The following is a 16,194-nucleotide window of genomic DNA, read 5'->3' as shown; positions in this document are numbered from 1 at the left end:
CGACATCCCCCTCCTGACCCTGATCGGTGAACCCTGGAGCGATTATGTCCTCCTCGACAGCGGCGGCGGGCGCAAGCTGGAGCGATATGGCACGCGCACCTTCATCCGGCCCGAGCCACAAGCGATGTGGGCGCCTGCGCTCGAACAGTGGGACGCCGATGGTGAGTTCGTTCCTGCATCTGATGCCGACGGAGGCGGGCGCTGGTTCTTTCACCGTCCGGTGCCTGCCGAAGGATGGGAGTTGGGGTGGCAGGAGGCGCGCTTCATGGCGAGCTGCACGCCATTTCGGCACTTGGGCTTTTTCCCCGACATGGCACCGGTGTGGCAATGGCTGCGCGGGCAGGTCGCTGACGTCGCGCAGCCGCAATTCCTCAATCTGTTTGGCTACACCGGCGTCGGGTCACAGGCGCTCGCCAGCGTGGGTGCCCATGTCACCCACGTCGATGCCAGCAAGAAAAGCGTGGCGCAGGCGCGCTCCAATGCCGAGCTGGCCGGGATGGCCGACTTTCCAATCCGTTGGATTGTCGACGATGCGAGCAAATTCGCAGGCCGCGAGGTGCGCCGTGGCAAGCGTTATGACGCCATTCTGCTCGATCCCCCCAAATATGGCCGCGGCCCTGATGGTGAGCGGTGGGAGTTGGAAACCGATCTCGCCCCGCTGATCGCCGATTGCGCGCGGTTGCTCGACAAGGACAGTCGTGCGCTGTTCCTGACTGTCTATGCGGTGCGCATGTCCGCGCTCGCCATCGGTGAGTTGCTGCGCGGTGCCTTGGCAGGGCTGGGCGGCACGGTGGAGTGCGGCGAACTGGCGGTCCGCGAGGAAGCGCGGGGGTTGTTGCTGCCCACAGCTATATGGGCGAGGTGGGGGCGCTAGGTTTGCGCCGCCGCGTTCGCGGGTTCTTCACGCCGCCGTATCGATCCCCAGATCGCTGAGTTTGCGATAGAGCGTCGAGCGGCCAATGCCGAGGCGCCGGGCGACTTCGCTCATCCGGCCGCGGTAGTGGCCGATGGCAAGGCGAATGACATCGGCTTCAATATCCTCAAGCGGGCGCAGGTGGCCATCGGGCATATAGAGGGTTACGCCCATGGCCTCGCCATTGATGTTGATGGTGCCTTCTTCCTCGGGCGCTGCCGTGCCGCCGATGGCGGCGTCGACCGCCGGGAAATCGGCCAGCGTCAGCACATCGCCCTGGCACTCGATGGCGGCGCGGAACAGCACGTCCTGCAACTGGCGGACGTTGCCTGGCCAGGCATAGGCGGCGAGCAGGCGCAGCGCGTCGTCGGTAATGCCGAGCGGACGCAGACCCGGAAGCTGGCCCAGCCGGGTCAGCAGGTGGCGGGTCAGCGGCGCTATGTCGCTACGCCGGTCGGTCAGGCTGGGCAGCGTCAATTGCGCGGTACTGATAGCGTAATAGAGGTCCTCGCGAAAATAGCCGTCAGCAATCAGCCGGTCGAGCGGCGATGAGGCGGTGGCGATAATGCGAACATCGACCTTGTGTTTGATCGTACCGCCAATCATCTGGACTTCGCCCGACTGGATGAATTCAACCAGCCGCTGCTGCGTTTCGGCGGGCATGCATTCGACCTGATCGATGATGATGGTGCCGCCGTCGGCCTGCATCAGCCGCCCGATCTGGCGGTCGAACGCGCCCGGAAACGCTCCGCGCTCATGCCCGAACAGCCCCGATGCAATTAACCCCGGTGAGACAACCGAGCAGTCGACCAGCACCAGCGGCCCTTTGGCGCGTGGACTGGCGCCGTGGATGGCGCGCGCGAACACTTCCTTGCCGACGCCGGCCTTGCCGTTGATTAGCACGGGCACGCGCGCACGCGCCGCCTTGGCCGCAATGGCCAGTGCGCTACGGAAATTGGGGCAGGATCCGACGATTTCGTCAAAACCCAGGGGGACGCGCAGCTTTTCGGTGAGCGGACGCAATTCGCCGCTGGTGTTACCTACCAGCCTTTCGAGCGAGGACAGCAGCCGGTCGGGCGCAATCGGCTTTTGCACAAAATCGCTCGCGCCCGCGCGCATTGCAGCAACGGCGGTGGCAACGCTGGTGCGCATGGTGATGGCGATGACAGGAAGGCCGGGACGCCAGCGGCGCAATTCGGTGACGAATTGCTCAACCGGATGGCCGGGCGCACCTTCGTCGATAATCACTGCGTCGAGCGCCAGCCCTTCCTGCGTGCCGAGCTTCGCCAGCGCCGTATCCGTATCGGGCGCGATGATCGTGCGCCAGCCGCCGCGCGAGGCAAGCGCGCTGATAAAGCGCTGCTGCGCCGGTTCGCTGTCCACCAGCATGGCGGTGCGGATATCGCGGTTACTGGCCATGTCGTTCCGTTGCGTTTCCATCATGACGGCGACATGTCCGCCGTCTTTCTTCCAAGTTACGTAAGCGAAAGGGGTAAAGACGCGATTAAGCGTGGATGCTGTGATGAAGCGCACTGTGGGGTTGAGCAAGCGGGGCAGCATGGGTAAGACCTGCTTCGGGGCTCGATTCCGGGCAGAGTATAGGATGCGCGGCCGCGATTTGTGCCGTGGCGCATGAACAGGGGATTACGGCGATGGCCGATCAGGACATGAAGGCAGCAGAACAGACCTATTCGGGCTTTATTGCTTGGACGAAGACGGGAATTGTAATCGTTGCCGCCGTCACCGTACTCGTCGTCATCCTGATTTCCTGACCGGACTTGCAGATGACCCGGATCGCCGTTCTCAAGGAAGCAGCAGACGGCGAAACCCGTGTTGCCGCTACGCCTGAAACTGTCAAGAAATTCATTGGTTTGGGCGCCGAAGTCGCGGTTGAGGCCGGGGCAGGGGTGGCCGCATCAGTGGCCGACGCCGACTATGCTGCGGCCGGGGCAAGTGTGGGCGACCGTGCCGCAACGCTGAAAGGCGCTGATATCATTTTGGGCGTGCAGGGGCCCGACCCCAAATCGCTGAGCGGCTTTGCAAGCGGTGCGTGGCTGGCCGCCGGGCTCAATCCCTTTGGCGAGCGCGCGCGCGTCGATGCGTACGCGGCGCTGGGGCTGGAGGCGCTGGCGATGGAATTCATGCCGCGCATTACCCGCGCGCAGTCGATGGATATTTTGTCGAGCCAGGCCAACCTTGCGGGCTACAAAGCGGTGCTGATGGCCGCCAATGCCTATGGCCGCGGTTTTCCAATGATGATGACGGCGGCAGGCACGGTCAATGCGGCCAAGGCGTTCGTCATGGGCGTTGGCGTTGCGGGTTTGCAGGCGATCGCGACGGCGCGGCGGCTGGGCGCGCAAGTAAGCGCCACTGACGTGCGCAGCGCGACCAAGGAACAGATCCAGTCGCTGGGGGCCAAACCCATTTTCGTGGAAAGCGTCGCGGGCATCGAGGGCGAGGGCGCGGGCGGCTATGCCACCGAAATGTCCGATGAATATAAGGCGGCACAGGCCGAGTTGGTGTCGAGCCATATCGCCAAGCAGGACATTGTCATCACAACCGCGCTGATCCCGGGCCGCCCCGCGCCGCGGCTGATTTCGGATGCGCAGCTGGCATCGATGCGCGCTGGGTCCGTGATTGTCGATATGGCGGCCGAAAGCGGTGGCAATGTCGAAGGCTGCGTCGCGGGCGAAACGCGCGTGATCCATGGCGTGTCGGTCATTGGCGCGAAAAATATCCCGGCCAGCCTGCCTGCCGATGCCTCGGCGCTGTTCGCACGCAACCTGTTCAATTTCCTGTCGGCGTTCTGGGACAAGGAGGCGGGCAAGCCCGTGCTCGACGAGGAGATCGGCACCGCCATCCGCCTGACGCAGGGCGGCAAAGTGGTGAACGAGCGGCTGCTCGGATGAGCTTCGCGGGAATGTTCCTGCTGAGCAGCGCGCTGCTGACGCCGCCGGCGAACCCCGACTATATCGAAACGGCCTGGATCGTGCAGCCGGACAGCGCGCAGACGGGCGAGCGCGCGGTGCGCGACGGCGATTATGTTGTGAAGCACCGGCTGTTGCCGCCATCGCTGGTTGAGCTGCGTGAAGATGCCAAGGATGCCAAATCAGGGAAAGTGCTGGCGAAGGCGGGCGATCAGCTGTTCGGGCTCTTGACCAGCGGCGCGCCGGTGTTCTGCGTGAACAGCGTGCCCAAGCAGAATGCCGCGCGCAGCTTGCTGTTCGGGTCGGGCAATTTGCAACGCTGCCTGATCGACAGCGACAAAGACGGTCGGCTCGATGGGTCGTTCAACGCGGGAAATGCCATCGCGGGCCTGCCCAATTTCATGCGCAAGCGGCCGAAAAAGCCCGGTGCGGTGTCGGGCGGGGCTTATGTTGCGGTCGATCCGGCGACCGATCGCCAGCAATATTTCGTGGGCGTCCGTTATGAAGGGCGCGCGGCGATTATCGGCAAGGGATCGGTGCCGACCTTCAGCATCCGCTATGGCACCGAAGACAATGTCGGCAGCCTGACCTATGACGAGGTACCGAAGGACGGTGCCTTTCCAATTAGCATGACGATATTGGGCGCGCGTTTCGCCGTTCTGGCGCGCGATGCCGAAACGATTCAGGTCAAAATTGATGAAGCCATGCCCGAACAGGTTTTCGGCGTGGTCGTGACAACGCGCTATAATTGAGAGGGTCGAGCAATGAATTTCTGGCAGGAGTTCTAGGACAAGGTGAATATTGCTTATGCAATCTATGCATTGCTAGCAGTTCTAATCGTGCTTGGGTTTGCGCGCCAAAATCAGCGGAACTTTGGTAGTGCATTATCTAATTCAAGAGGTTGGGTGTTGCTAGTCGCCATATTGATTTTTGGATTTTTCGCTGTTTCGGCTTTGGCCTATTTTTTTATTGATCCTCAGTTACAACCCTTAAGAGGTTTACCATGGACTTCATCTCAATCCTCTCCATCTTCGTATTGGCCTGTTTTGTGGGCTATTATGTCGTCTGGAGCGTCACGCCCGCGTTGCACACGCCCTTAATGGCGGTGACCAATGCGATTTCGTCGGTGATTATTGTCGGCGCCCTGATTGCGGCGGCGGCGGCCGGGTCGGCCAGTGCGAAGTGGCTGGGATTGGCTGCGGTGGTGATGGCCAGCGTCAATATCTTTGGCGGCTTTGCCGTGACCGAGCGAATGCTCGCCATGTACAAGAAGAAGGACAAGTGATGGGGGCCATACTTACTAGCCCGTCATTGCGAGCGCAGCGAAGCAATCCAGAGTCGCTTAAGGCCGCTCTAGATTGCCGCGTCGCTACGCTCCTCGCAATGACGTCCGTCTTTTGGGCGTCGCCCGCTTTTGCCGCCGGCGGATCGGCGCAGGAGGTGCCCGCTTGGGTCTCCCTCGCCTATCTGGTTGCTGGTGTGTTGTTCATCCTCGCGCTGCGCGGCCTCAGCTCGCCCGCATCGTCGCGCGCGGGCAACCGTTATGGCATGGTCGGTATGCTGATTGCTGTCGTCACCACGCTGGTGACGCACGATGTGGCAAGCCTGCCAGAGATTATCGGCGCGATTGCTATTGGCGGCATCATTGGCTTTGTCATCGCTCGGCGCATTGCGATGACCGACATGCCGCAGCTCGTCGCTGCGTTTCACAGCCTGGTCGGTCTGGCGGCGGTCGCGGTGGCAGCCGCAGCGTTCCTAAATCCGCAGGCGTTCGGTATTGCGGGCGTCGACGGCGTGATCAACCCCGTCAGCCGCGTTGAAATGGGGCTGGGGGCGGCCATCGGTGCGATTACCTTCAGCGGCTCGGTCATCGCTTTCTTGAAACTCGCGGGCAAGATGTCGGGCGCACCGATCATCCTGCCGCTGCGCCATGTCATCAATCTGGGCACGCTCGCGGCGATCATCGGTCTGACGGGCTATTTTACAATCGACCAAAGTCCTTGGATCTTCTGGACCGTGGTGGCGCTCAGCTTCGTGATCGGCTTTCTGCTGATCATACCCATTGGCGGCGCGGACATGCCGGTCGTGGTGTCGATGCTCAACAGCTATTCGGGCTGGGCAGCGGCGGCGATGGGCTTCACCCTGTCGAACAGCGCCATGATCATAACGGGCGCGCTGGTCGGCTCGTCGGGGGCAATCTTGTCCTATATCATGTGCAAGGCGATGAACCGCAGTTTCATCAGCGTGATCGCCGGCGGCTTTGGCGCGGTGGCGTCATCGGGCGATGCGGCCAAGGTCGACCGGCCGTGGAAGCGCGGCAGCGCCGAGGATGCGGCCTATATGATGCAGCAGGCCGAAAGCGTCATCATTGTCCCTGGTTACGGGATGGCGGTGGCGCAGGCGCAGCACGCGTTGCGCGAAATGGCCGACACGCTCAAGAAGGGCGGCGTTAGCGTCAAATATGCCATCCACCCCGTTGCCGGGCGCATGCCCGGGCATATGAACGTGCTGCTGGCCGAAGCGAACGTCCCCTATGACGAGGTGTTCGAGCTGGAGGATATCAACAGCGAATTTGCGCAGGCAGACGTCGCCTTCATCATTGGTGCGAACGATGTGGTGAATCCCGCAGCCAAGACCGACAAATCATCGCCGATTTACGGCATGCCGGTGTTCGATGTGGACAAGGCCAAGACGGTGTTCTTCATCAAGCGCAGCATGGGCGGCGTCGGCTATGCCGGGGTCGACAATGATGTGTTTTACATGGACCAGACGATGATGCTGCTCGCCGATGCCAAGAAAATGTGCGAGGACATTGTGAAATCGATGAACGGCGGCGGGCATTGATTCTGCCCGCTGAATTTTTCCTTCCCCGTATGTCCTGAGCTTGTCGAAGGACTGTCCGTCCTTCTGACGCCGCCGAAGTGAAGGACAGCCCTTCGACAAGCTCTGGGCGGGCGGTTTTTGGGTGCGAGTTAGGATATATGCGCAAATTGGGCCTGATCGGCGGCATGAGCTGGGCCGCGACCGAGGAATATTACCGGCTGATCAACCGCGGCCTGCAACGGCGCGTCAGCGCGACCTGTTCGGCCCCGCTGCTCATCGAAAGCCTGAACAATTGCGATCTGTCGCGGCTGTCGACCGAGGAACAATGGGCGCATGCCGCCACCCAGCTGAGCGCATCTGCGCAGCGGCTGGAAGCGGCGGGGGCGACCGCCATCCTGATTAGCGCCAACAGCATGTACCGGGTCGCCGAAACCATTCAGGCGGCGATTTCGGTACCGCTGATCCACATTATTGATGAAACCGGCGAAAAATTGCGCGCTGACGGGATCAAGGCGGTGGCGATCATTGGCACACGCAATGTTATGGCCGAACGCTGGTATCGCCAGCGCATGGTGAGCCAGGGAGTCACGCTGTCGCCGTTCGACGAAAGCCGCGTCGAGGTGATCGACAATATCATCTATGACGAGCTGATGCAGGGCAAGGTGACCGAGGCGTCGCGCCGCGCAATGCGCGGTTTCATCACCGATATCGCCAAGCAGGAAATCGACGCGATTGTGCTGGCCTGCACCGAGCTGACGATGATCGTCGACCGCGATGCCAATGTGCTGCCGATTTACGACACGACGCGTATCCACGCCGAGGCTGGGGTCGACTGGATTTTGGGGGATGCGCCTTGATATTCTCCCCTCCCCTGAAGGGGAGGGGCTTTGTTCACCGCGCCCTCGTCAACACCCCGAGCTGCAAAATGCCGCGATGCAGCCGCGCACATCCTCCTGAGCGCTTGGCATCCCCGCCGATTTGCCGCACATTCGCGGCAAAGGGGAGAGGGGTATGCGATTCCAGTGCGATAAATTTGCAGCCGGTCTGATGTTTGCGGCGGCGCTGCTGCCGGTTACGCTGCACGCCAAAGTCATTCCGGTCGCGGCGGGGGACAGCGCACAGGAGCGGCTGCAGGAAGCTCTGATTTTGGCCGAACCCGGCGACACGGTGGAGCTGGGCAAGGGCATTTTCAAGCTGACCGATGGCCTCTCACTCGCGGTCGACGGCGTTACGCTGCGCGGTGCGGGCGCCGGCAGCGATGGTAGCGTGCTGGATTTCACGGGACAGATGGGCGCCGGCGAAGGGTTGCTCGTGACGAGCGACGATGTTTTGCTTGTCGATTTCGCTGTGGTGAACAGCAAGGGCGACGGCATCAAGTCGAAAGGCGCTGACCGCATCGTCTATCACCGGCTGCGCGTCGAATGGCTGGCAGGGCCGAAGGAGACGAACGGTGCATACGGCATCTACCCGGTCGAGGCCCGCGATGTGCTGGTCGACAGCGTGTTCGTGCGCGGGGCGTCGGATGCCGGCATCTATGTGGGGCAATCGCAGAACATCATCGTGCGCGATTCGATCGCGATGGAAAATGTCGCGGGCATCGAGATTGAGAACAGCTTCAACGCCGATGTGACGGGCAATATCGCGACCAAAAACACCGGCGGGGTGCTGGTGTTCGACCTGCCCAACCTGCCGCAAATGGGCGGGCACAGCGTGCGGGTTTATGAAAACATTATCCAGGACAACATGACGCCGAACTTTGCGCCCAAGGGCAATATCGTCGCCAGTGTGCCAACGGGCACCGGCGTGCTGGTGATGGCCAACCGCGATGTTCATGTGTTCGACAATGTTATCGACGAACATGGCACGTCCAATGTGATGGTGATCGGCTATCGCTATCCGTATGAGGATGCGAAATATGATCCGCTGCCGCGCAATGTCGCGGTCTATGGCAACCAGCACGGCCGCGCGGGTTTTGACCCCAAGATGGACGGCGGGGCGGAGCTGGCAGCGGCGCTCGGCGGGAAATTGCCGCCCGTTCTGTGGGACGGCAGCGGCAGCAACATCATCTTTGGCGATAGGGCGGGCGCGCTGACGCTGGGGTTGGCTGACCCCAAGGCAGGGGTCGCTGCGGCCAAGCCCGCGCCGATCACGCCGGTCGAGGATGCCACCGCGTCGCTGCCACCGATCAAATCGGTCGTACTGCCCGAAAGCATGGAGGCAAAGGTCCGGTGAGGCGCAGTGCCGCTTTGGTCGCCGCCGTGCTGGCCGGAGCGGGCGGTGCCAGTGCAGTACCGCTACCCGGCGTCAATCAGGCGGTGATCGACAGCGATGCGATGCCCGCGAAGCTGTCCGCCTTTGGGCTGTTTCTGGCGAACAACCCGAAACTGCCACTCAACGCGACCCCCTACGACCTGCACACGCCGTTGTTCAGCGATTATGCCGAAAAGGCGCGCTTCATCTCGCTGCCAGCGGGACAGCGGGCAACGGTGTCTGCCGATGGGCGTATCGAGTTTCCGGTCGGGACGGTACTGGTCAAGAGCTTTGGCTGGGCCGGCGTGAACGATGGCCGTCCAGTCGAAACGCGGCTGCTGATCCACCGCGCGGCTGGCTGGGTGGCCTTGCCTTATGTCTGGGATGCCGATGGCAAGGATGCGACGTTGAAGGTCGCGGGCACGCGCGTGCCGGTGACATTCAGGGCCGCGGATGGGACGGCGCAGACCATCAGCTATGCCGTGCCCAACAAAAACCAGTGCAAGGAATGCCACAGCCTGAACGGCGCGATCGTGCCGATTGGTCCCAAAGCGTGGAATATGGAATTGGGCGCGGGGGTGAGTGCGGACAGCCGCAAGCGCCTGTTTGCCAACGCTGCGGCACTGAAGCCTGCGCCGGTGCGCTGGAACGATCCCAAGAGCGGCTCGCTCGACAGCCGCGCGCGCGCCTATCTCGACGTCAATTGCGCGCACTGCCACAATCCGGCGGGGAGCGCGTCGAACAGCGGGCTGTTTCTGGGCCGTGATGTCACCGACGCCAAGGCGCTGGGCATCGGCAAGCGCCCCGTCGCGGCGGGGCGGGGGAGTGGCGGGCGCGAGTTCGCAATTGCGCCGGGCGATCCCGATGCGTCGATCCTGATTTATCGGTTGGAGAGCATCGAGCCCGGAATTGCCATGCCCGAGGTCGGACGCGGAACTGTGCACCGCGAAGGCGCAGCATTGCTGCGGCAATGGATTGCGGCGATGCCGAAAGATGGCGGATGAAGAACGACCGTAAGCCCTGAGCCTGTCGAAGGGCGTTGCGCGCAATGGCGAGACGTGCTTCGACAAGGTCAGCACGTCATTGTTGTTTTTCGCGTTCGGATCGCCTGCCCATGCCCAACCTCGTCCTCCACGATTATTTCCGTTCTTCGGCCAGTTTTCGCGTCCGGATTGCGCTGCATCTCAAGGGGCTCGCCTATGAGCGCGTCGAAGTTAGCCTGCTTGCCGGGGATCAGCGCAGCGATGCATTTCTGGATCAGAATGCGCAGGGGTTCGTGCCGATGCTGGTCGCCGATGGCGAGCCGATCATCCAGAGCATGGCGATCATCGACTGGCTCGACCGCGCCTATCCCGAGCCGCGCCTGATCCCCGAGGAAGCGCAGCCGCGCGCCGTGGCGCTGGCGCAGGCGCTGGTGGTGGCGTGCGACATCCATCCGCTCAACAATCTGCGCATCTTGAAATATCTGACCCGCGATCTGGGGCTGAACGAGACCGTCAAGGACCGCTGGATCGCGCGCTGGATCACCGAAGGGTTTGAGGCGCTCGAGGCGATGGCGGGCGAGGGACCGTTTATGGGTGGCGACGCGCCGGGGATTGCCGATGTGTTTCTGGTCCCGCAGGTCTATAATGCGCAGCGTTACGAGGTCGCGCTCGACGCGTTTCCCCGGTTGGTCGAAATCGCAAGCAATTGCATGGCGCTTGACGCTTTCAGCAGCGCGCACCCGGATGCCGTGAAGGGCGAGTGATGCGTTGGACCATGGCTTTGTCGCTGCTGGCACTGCCAGCCAGCGCCGCTGCGCAGGACAGCGTGCTCTCTGTTCCGGCTGAGGAGGATGAGCAGCCTATCATCCTCTATCATCCGCGCATCGACACGATTGTTGTAACGGCCGGGGGCAATCTGACGCCTTCACCGTCCGACCGCGTGCAATCAGTAACGACCATTACCGATATTGCTCAGGGGTTGGGCGAGCGCGTTGAGAACCGGCTGCGCGATGAGGCGGGGCTAGCGCAATTCCGGCGCAGCGATGGCCGCAGCGCGCATCCGACGAGCCAAGGAGTGACGCTGCGCGGGCTGGGCGGCAACGCGTCGAGCCGCGCGCTGGTGCTGCTCGACGGGGTGCCGCAGGCCGACCCGTTCGGCGGCTGGGTGGCGTGGAGCGCGTTTGACAGCGTGCCGCTGAAGGGCGTGCGCATTACACGTGGCGGCGGCAGCGGGGTTGACGGGCCAGGCGCACTGGGCGGGACGATCAGCCTGTCTTCGGACATAATCGATGGCGGCGCTGGTTCGCTGTCGGGCGGATCGCGCGGCAGCAGTGATCTGGTCGGCGGAGTCGGCGGTTACCTTGAAGATGGCACCGTCGCTGTCGACGGCCGCTGGTCGCGCGGGGATGGCTTCATTCCGATCCGCGCCGCGGATCGCGGTAGCGTTGATCGTGCCGCGCCTTATGATCAGGCCGGACTTGGCCTACGGGCTCGCTTTGATGCGGGCGATAATCGCCGCATCGAGGTCGCGGTGCGCGGCTGGCGCGACCGACGCGAGCGGGGCACTGACTTTAGCCGTAGCGCCGTCGATGGTCTGGACGCCAGTATCCGTTATGTCCTCGATCCGACACCCTATGACGGGTGGCAAGTCAGTCTGCTCGGCTATGCGCAGTTGCGCGAATTTGACACCGGCTTTGCCAGCGTCGCCGCCGATCGCAGCAGCGTTGCCCCTGCGCTGATCCAGCGGGTGCCCGCGCTCGGTCTTGGCGCGCGGCTTGAGGTGCGCCCGTCTTTTGGCTGGAGCAATCCGCTGCGCTTCGGCATCGACTGGCGGCGCGTCGAGGGCGAGACGCAAGAGCAGTTCTTTTTCACCGGCACCGCGCCAGGCCGCTTCCGCGTGGCGGGCGGCGAGAGCACGACGGTCGGGGCCTTTGCCGATGGCTATGCCCTTGCGGGCGATGTGCGCTTCACCCTGTCTGGCCGCATCGACCATTGGCGGATCGCACCGGGCTTTCGTACCGAGCGCAATATCGGCGGCAGCATCCGCAGCGACGATCGTTTTGCCGCGCGTTCAGGTTGGGCGGGGACGGGCCGCGCCGGCATGGCGTATGAAAAGGGCGACGTGAAACTGCGCGCGGCGGGCTACACCGGCTGGCGGCTGCCGACGCTGAACGAGCTGTATCGGCCCTTCCGCGTGGGCGCCGATGCGACCGCGGCAAATGAATTGCTGCGCCCCGAACGGCTATGGGGCGGTGAAGCGGGAATTGACTGGTCCGACAACTATGGCTTCTCGGCGTCGGTGACCGCCTATTGGAACCGGCTCGAGAACGCGATCGCCAATGTGACGCTGGGGCAGGGGCCGGGCAATTTCCCCGGCGTCGGCTTTGTCGCGGCGGGCGGCAATTATGCGCAGCGGCAAAACTTGGACGCGATCATCGCCAAAGGGGTAGAGGTGCAGGCGGCGGCCAATATCGGGCCGGTGGATTTGCGCGCGACCTATGCCTTCACCGATGCAACGGTGCGCGCGGACGGCGCGGCGGCGGCGCTGGATGGCCGCCGTCCGGCGCAGGTCGCGCGGCACGCTGCCAGTTTCAGCGCGGCGGTTGATTTAGAGCCAGTGAAGCTAGACCTGCGCCTGCGCCATACCGGCGCACAGAATGAGGATGATCTGGGCACGCAGCGGCTGGGGGCGGCGACGACGGTGGATGCAGCGGCGTCCTATGCGATTGCCGAGGATATCAAGCTGATGTTGCGCGCCGAAAATCTGTTCGATGCCTTGGTGCCTGCCGCCTTCGGTGCGGGCGGCGCGATCGAGCGGGCCGCCCCACGCAGTGTGTGGGTGGGCGTGTCGGCCGCGTTTTGACTTGCGAGCGGCGCTGGGCAATATCGGCCACGCCATGCTCAACCTCCAAGCTTTCCTGCCCTATCGTCTGTCGATCGCCTCCAATGCCGTCAGCGCGCGCATTGCGCGTGAATATCAGAGCCGTTTTGGCCTGAAGATTCCCGAATGGCGGCTGATGGCGGTGCTGGGCGAGGGCAAACCATTGACGCAGCGCGAGCTGGTCGCGGCAACGCTGATGGACAAGGTGACGGTCAACCGCGCCGCTAAAGCGCTGGCCGAGCGGGCACTGGTGGCGCGGCAGGCGCATGGCAGCGACGGGCGCTCGCATCATCTGATGCTGTCGGCTGCGGGGCGCGCGCTCTATGATGAGATTGTGCCCGCCGCGCTGGCGATGGAGCAGAAATTGCTCAAGGCGCTCAGCGCCGACGAGCGCGCGGCGCTCGATGCCATGTTGGCGCGGCTGATCGCAGCCGCCGATGCCCGCTGAGATGCACTATCGCGCGGCAAGCGCGGACGATCTGGTGCGGGTGGAACTGGACGCCCTGACCGCGGTGTATGACCGGCGGTCGTGCCAGACGCATTTGCTGGCATCGCCCTTGCCCGAAATGCTCGCGGCATTGGGCGAGGGTGATTGGTCACTGGGCAAGTTCATTGAGCATCTGGCCAGCAAATTCGATCTGGCGAGCGATGGCAACGCCAGCGAAATGATCGCCGCGCATCTTACCGAACTTGCTGCATTGGGGTTGGTCGAGGCGCGGTGAGGCACAGCACCCACCTCAGCATCGGCCCAGCGCATTTTCGCGTCGGCAGCGACTGGGCGCGGCCGGTGGAGCAGCTGGCGCAGCTATACTCGGCCTATCCGCCGCCAAGCGGCCCCGCCAACGCCACTGTGCGCCTGTACGCTGGGCGGCCGTGGCGGCGTTTCATCCGCCCGGCGGTGCAAATCGGCGGCGATTTCAGCATCCCCGATGCGCTACCGCTGCCGCTGTCGATGGGGTTGCTCGCCGCTGAAATGGCGATGAATTTGCAAATGGCGCTGGGGTGGCGGCGGCACCTGTTGCTGCATGCCAGCGCGGTGGAGCGCGATGGCCGCGCGCTGATCATGTCGGGGGCTTCAGGATCGGGCAAATCGACGCTGGCGGCGCTGCTCGGCGAAAGCGGTGATTGGCGGTTGATGGGGGACGAGTTCACTTTGCTCGATCCGGCGAGCGGCAACGCGCTGGCCTTTCCGCGCCCTGTGAGTTTGAAAAATGCGGCGATTGCCGAAATGGAAACACGCGTTCCTGCCGACCGTTTTGGGCCGCTGCTGCGCGGCACGCCGAAGGGCGATATCCGCCACATGGTGCCGCGCGCTGATGCCTTGGCGGCGATGCATGAACCCGCGACCCCTGCGCTGATATTGTTTCCGCGCTTTGGTGGGGAAATGTCGGTGTCGCGCATGGCGCCGTCCGAATTGTTCGTCCGGCTGACCGAGGCGTCGACCAACTATGCGATGCTGGGTGAGGCGGGGTTCCTTGCGCTCACGCGGCTGGTGCAGACGGTGCCGGCGCTGGCGGTGAGCTATCCTGACAGTGCCAGCGGATTGGCATTGGTCGAGCAGTTATGGGCCGAGGCCACGGCATGAGCGCGATATGGGCGCTGATCGATTTGCTCGCCGGGCGGCGCGATCCGGCAACGCTGAGCGACCGCGACTGGGAGGCCGTCATCAGCGTCGCGCGCGCCGAGGCGCTGGCGGCGACACTGGCCGAACGCCTCGCCGATGCTGCGCTACCGGATGAAATTGCTGCGCTGTTTGCCGACCTGCGCGCTGCAGCAAAGGTGCAGCAAAATGCCGCGCTGTGGGAAGCCGAAATGGCGCGCCGCGCGCTCGAGCCAGCGGGGGTTCGCTTCGTGCTCTTGAAGGGCACGGCCTATGCAGCGGCTGGATTGCCCAATGCATCAGGGCGGCAGATTGGCGACCTCGACATCATGGTCGCGCGCGAGGACCTGGACCGCGCCGAAGCGGCGCTGCTGGCGGCGGGGTGGGAGTGGGTGAAATCTGATCCCTACGACGACGCCTATTACCGCCAGCACATGCACGAGCTGCCGCCGCTGATCCACAAGGACCGCGACCGCATGATCGATGTGCACCACACGATATTACCGCTGACGCACCGGGCGAGGCCGGACGCTGGGGCTATGATGGAACGTGCACTTCCCCTCCCGCTTGCGGGAGGGGTTAGGGGTGGGCCAGAGCGTAGCGAGGGTGCAGAAACGACAGGCCCACCCCCGGCCCCTCCCGCAAGCGGGAGGGGAGAATTGCTGATCCTCGCCCCCGCCGACATGCTGATCCACTGCGCCGCTCACGTCATAGCCGATGGGGATTTGTCAGGCGGTCTTCGCAACTTGTGGGATTGCCATGTGCTGCTTAAACGGACCGATGTAGCAGCACTGGAGGAACGGTCGCGGCATCACGGACTGGATGCTGTTGTGGCGCGGGCTATACGTCTGGCAGACTGTTTATATGGCGCGCGGCAAAGCCGGATGTCGGCGGCTGATCGGCTTTTCCTCCGCGCCCTCACCGCCCGCGACGATTGGGGGCGACCGACGCGGTCCTTCACGCGGCTGCTATTCTACTTCCGCGCGCATTGGCTGCGGATGCCGCCGCTGATGCTGGCGCGGCATTTGTGGGTGAAGTGGCGGCGGGGTTAATCCTTCCCCGTCACCAGCATCTTGCGTGCTTCCTCGGCAAATTTCGATTTCTCTTCGTCGGTTTGCGGCAACGCGCGCGGCGGGATGTTGATGCCGCGCTGCGCCGCCGGGCGATCTGCAATGGCATTCAGCCAGCGTTGCAGATGCGGGAAAGGGGCAATATCGACGCCGCTCCATTCGTGGATGCGTACCCAGCACCAGTTGGCGATGTCGGCGATGCTGTAATCACCCGCGAGCCATTCATTGTCCTTAAGCTGTCCGTCGAGCACGCCAAACAGCCGCGCGCTCTCGCCCTGATAGCGGTCGATGGCCGGTTGGATTTTTTCGGGGAAATAGCGGAAGAAGACATTGGCTTGGCCCATCATCGGGCCGATGCCGCCCATCTGGAACATCAGCCACTGGATGACGCGGCTGCGCCCCTGCACATCGGTCGGCATCAGCATGCCGGTTTTTTCGGCGAGATAGATCATGATCGCGCCCGATTCGAAAACGGCGAAGCCATCGTCGACAATCGCGGGGATACGGCCATTGGGGTTGATTTTCAGAAACGCGGGCGCCTTTTGCTCCTGCTTCTGAAAATCGAGTGCGTGGACAGTGTATTCAAGGCCCATTTCTTCGAGCGTGACGGTCACCTTGTGGCCATTGGGGGTCGCGGCGGTGTAAAGTTCGATCATGGGGAGGCTCCTCTGGAAGGCTTGGGGTCAACTTAGTGGGCAATCGACACTATGCCAGCTACATATTCTTTGCTTGCCCATGGTTGCGCTG

At 63.4% G+C, this 16,194-nt stretch carries 17 protein-coding genes; 15 read left to right on the top strand and 2 right to left on the bottom strand.

Annotated features, from left to right (window positions below; genetic code table 11):
- The first annotated feature begins 4 nt into the window (after positions 1–4).
- Positions 5–874 carry a class I SAM-dependent methyltransferase gene (locus AC2TC0_RS11145; RefSeq protein ID WP_484718114.1) on the top strand — a complete coding sequence of 290 codons (870 nt, stop codon included), beginning with the start codon at positions 5–7 and terminating at the stop codon, positions 872–874.
- A 27-nt stretch (positions 875–901) separates the two neighbouring features.
- Here AC2TC0_RS11145 and AC2TC0_RS11140 read toward each other — a convergent pair whose 3' ends face one another.
- Positions 902–2,332: a sigma-54-dependent transcriptional regulator gene (locus AC2TC0_RS11140; protein ID WP_484718113.1), complete on the bottom strand. Its 1,431-nt coding sequence runs from the start codon at positions 2,330–2,332 to the stop codon at positions 902–904.
- A gap of 206 nt (positions 2,333–2,538) precedes the next feature.
- Between AC2TC0_RS11140 and AC2TC0_RS11135 the strand changes: the two genes are divergently transcribed.
- From AC2TC0_RS11135 to AC2TC0_RS11070, 14 genes are all read left to right on the top strand, one after another.
- Positions 2,539–2,685 carry an aa3-type cytochrome c oxidase subunit IV gene (locus AC2TC0_RS11135; RefSeq protein ID WP_484717599.1) on the top strand — a complete coding sequence of 49 codons (147 nt, stop codon included), beginning with the start codon at positions 2,539–2,541 and terminating at the stop codon, positions 2,683–2,685.
- Positions 2,686–2,697: 12 nt separating this feature from the next.
- Positions 2,698–3,822 carry an NAD(P) transhydrogenase subunit alpha gene (locus AC2TC0_RS11130; protein WP_484717598.1) on the top strand — a complete coding sequence of 375 codons (1,125 nt, stop codon included), beginning with the start codon at positions 2,698–2,700 and terminating at the stop codon, positions 3,820–3,822.
- Positions 3,819–4,592, top strand: coding sequence for a hypothetical protein (locus tag AC2TC0_RS11125; RefSeq protein ID WP_484717597.1), 774 nt, complete (start codon positions 3,819–3,821; stop codon positions 4,590–4,592). The genes AC2TC0_RS11130 and AC2TC0_RS11125 overlap by 4 nt, the downstream gene beginning before the upstream one ends.
- A 251-nt stretch (positions 4,593–4,843) precedes the next feature.
- Positions 4,844–5,125, top strand: a complete 282-nt coding sequence (locus AC2TC0_RS11120) for an NAD(P) transhydrogenase subunit alpha part 2 (RefSeq protein ID WP_484717596.1) — start codon at positions 4,844–4,846, stop codon at positions 5,123–5,125.
- 98 nt (positions 5,126–5,223) lie between these two features.
- Complete coding sequence (locus AC2TC0_RS11115; RefSeq protein ID WP_484717595.1) at positions 5,224–6,684, top strand: NAD(P)(+) transhydrogenase (Re/Si-specific) subunit beta; 1,461 nt, start codon at positions 5,224–5,226, stop codon at positions 6,682–6,684.
- A 137-nt stretch (positions 6,685–6,821) separates the two neighbouring features.
- Entirely contained in the window at positions 6,822–7,520 is a 699-nt protein-coding gene (locus AC2TC0_RS11110; RefSeq protein ID WP_484717594.1) for an aspartate/glutamate racemase family protein, read from the top strand.
- 154 nt (positions 7,521–7,674) lie between these two features.
- Positions 7,675–8,895: a parallel beta-helix domain-containing protein gene (locus AC2TC0_RS11105; RefSeq protein WP_484717593.1), complete on the top strand. Its 1,221-nt coding sequence runs from the start codon at positions 7,675–7,677 to the stop codon at positions 8,893–8,895.
- Positions 8,892–9,917, top strand: coding sequence for an SO2930 family diheme c-type cytochrome (locus tag AC2TC0_RS11100; protein ID WP_484717592.1), 1,026 nt, complete (start codon positions 8,892–8,894; stop codon positions 9,915–9,917). Before AC2TC0_RS11105 ends, AC2TC0_RS11100 begins: the two co-directional genes overlap by 4 nt.
- Before the next feature lie 110 nt (positions 9,918–10,027).
- On the top strand, positions 10,028–10,660 hold the full coding sequence (gene maiA / locus AC2TC0_RS11095; RefSeq protein WP_484717591.1) for a maleylacetoacetate isomerase: 633 nt from the start codon (positions 10,028–10,030) through the stop codon (positions 10,658–10,660).
- An 11-nt stretch (positions 10,661–10,671) separates the two neighbouring features.
- Positions 10,672–12,759 (top strand): TonB-dependent receptor, encoded by a 2,088-nt coding sequence (locus tag AC2TC0_RS11090; RefSeq protein WP_484717590.1) that lies wholly within the window; start codon positions 10,672–10,674, stop codon positions 12,757–12,759.
- A 34-nt stretch (positions 12,760–12,793) separates the two neighbouring features.
- Complete coding sequence (locus AC2TC0_RS11085) at positions 12,794–13,225, top strand: MarR family winged helix-turn-helix transcriptional regulator (RefSeq protein ID WP_484717589.1); 432 nt, start codon at positions 12,794–12,796, stop codon at positions 13,223–13,225.
- A complete protein-coding gene (locus AC2TC0_RS11080) occupies positions 13,215–13,499 on the top strand; it encodes an HPr-rel-A system PqqD family peptide chaperone (protein ID WP_484717588.1) in 285 nt (94 codons plus the stop codon). The genes AC2TC0_RS11085 and AC2TC0_RS11080 overlap by 11 nt, the downstream gene beginning before the upstream one ends.
- Complete coding sequence (locus AC2TC0_RS11075; RefSeq protein ID WP_484717587.1) at positions 13,496–14,362, top strand: HprK-related kinase A; 867 nt, start codon at positions 13,496–13,498, stop codon at positions 14,360–14,362. The genes AC2TC0_RS11080 and AC2TC0_RS11075 overlap by 4 nt, the downstream gene beginning before the upstream one ends.
- On the top strand, positions 14,359–15,429 hold the full coding sequence (locus AC2TC0_RS11070) for a nucleotidyltransferase domain-containing protein (protein ID WP_484717586.1): 1,071 nt from the start codon (positions 14,359–14,361) through the stop codon (positions 15,427–15,429). The genes AC2TC0_RS11075 and AC2TC0_RS11070 overlap by 4 nt, the downstream gene beginning before the upstream one ends.
- Here AC2TC0_RS11070 and AC2TC0_RS11065 read toward each other — a convergent pair.
- Entirely contained in the window at positions 15,426–16,103 is a 678-nt protein-coding gene (locus tag AC2TC0_RS11065) for a glutathione S-transferase family protein (RefSeq protein ID WP_484717585.1), read from the bottom strand. The two genes, AC2TC0_RS11070 and AC2TC0_RS11065, sit on opposite strands and share 4 nt — an antisense overlap.
- Positions 16,104–16,194 lie beyond the last annotated feature (91 nt).

The organism is Sphingopyxis sp. sgz302558, assembly GCF_057220455.1.
The sequence above is the reverse complement of the archived record's forward strand: the minus strand, read 5'-3'. Positions and strand labels throughout refer to the sequence as shown.

Bases quoted from the DNA above. Each gene is read 5' to 3' on its own strand.
- AC2TC0_RS11085 (WP_484717589.1), top strand. From the start codon at position 12,794: ATGCTCAACCTCCAAGCTTTCCTGCCCTATCGTCTGTCGATCGCCTCC.
- AC2TC0_RS11115 (WP_484717595.1), top strand. From the start codon at position 5,224: ATGACGTCCGTCTTTTGGGCGTCGCCCGCTTTTGCCGCCGGCGGATCG.
- AC2TC0_RS11125 (WP_484717597.1), top strand. From the start codon at position 3,819: ATGAGCTTCGCGGGAATGTTCCTGCTGAGCAGCGCGCTGCTGACGCCG.
- AC2TC0_RS11090 (WP_484717590.1), top strand. From the start codon at position 10,672: ATGGCTTTGTCGCTGCTGGCACTGCCAGCCAGCGCCGCTGCGCAGGAC.
- AC2TC0_RS11130 (WP_484717598.1), top strand. From the start codon at position 2,698: ATGACCCGGATCGCCGTTCTCAAGGAAGCAGCAGACGGCGAAACCCGT.
- AC2TC0_RS11070 (WP_484717586.1), top strand. From the start codon at position 14,359: ATGAGCGCGATATGGGCGCTGATCGATTTGCTCGCCGGGCGGCGCGAT.
- maiA (WP_484717591.1), top strand. From the start codon at position 10,028: ATGCCCAACCTCGTCCTCCACGATTATTTCCGTTCTTCGGCCAGTTTT.
- AC2TC0_RS11110 (WP_484717594.1), top strand. From the start codon at position 6,822: ATGCGCAAATTGGGCCTGATCGGCGGCATGAGCTGGGCCGCGACCGAG.
- AC2TC0_RS11080 (WP_484717588.1), top strand. From the start codon at position 13,215: ATGCCCGCTGAGATGCACTATCGCGCGGCAAGCGCGGACGATCTGGTG.
- AC2TC0_RS11105 (WP_484717593.1), top strand. From the start codon at position 7,675: ATGCGATTCCAGTGCGATAAATTTGCAGCCGGTCTGATGTTTGCGGCG.
- AC2TC0_RS11140 (WP_484718113.1), bottom strand. From the start codon at position 2,332: ATGGCCAGTAACCGCGATATCCGCACCGCCATGCTGGTGGACAGCGAA.
- AC2TC0_RS11065 (WP_484717585.1), bottom strand. From the start codon at position 16,103: ATGATCGAACTTTACACCGCCGCGACCCCCAATGGCCACAAGGTGACC.
- AC2TC0_RS11120 (WP_484717596.1), top strand. From the start codon at position 4,844: ATGGACTTCATCTCAATCCTCTCCATCTTCGTATTGGCCTGTTTTGTG.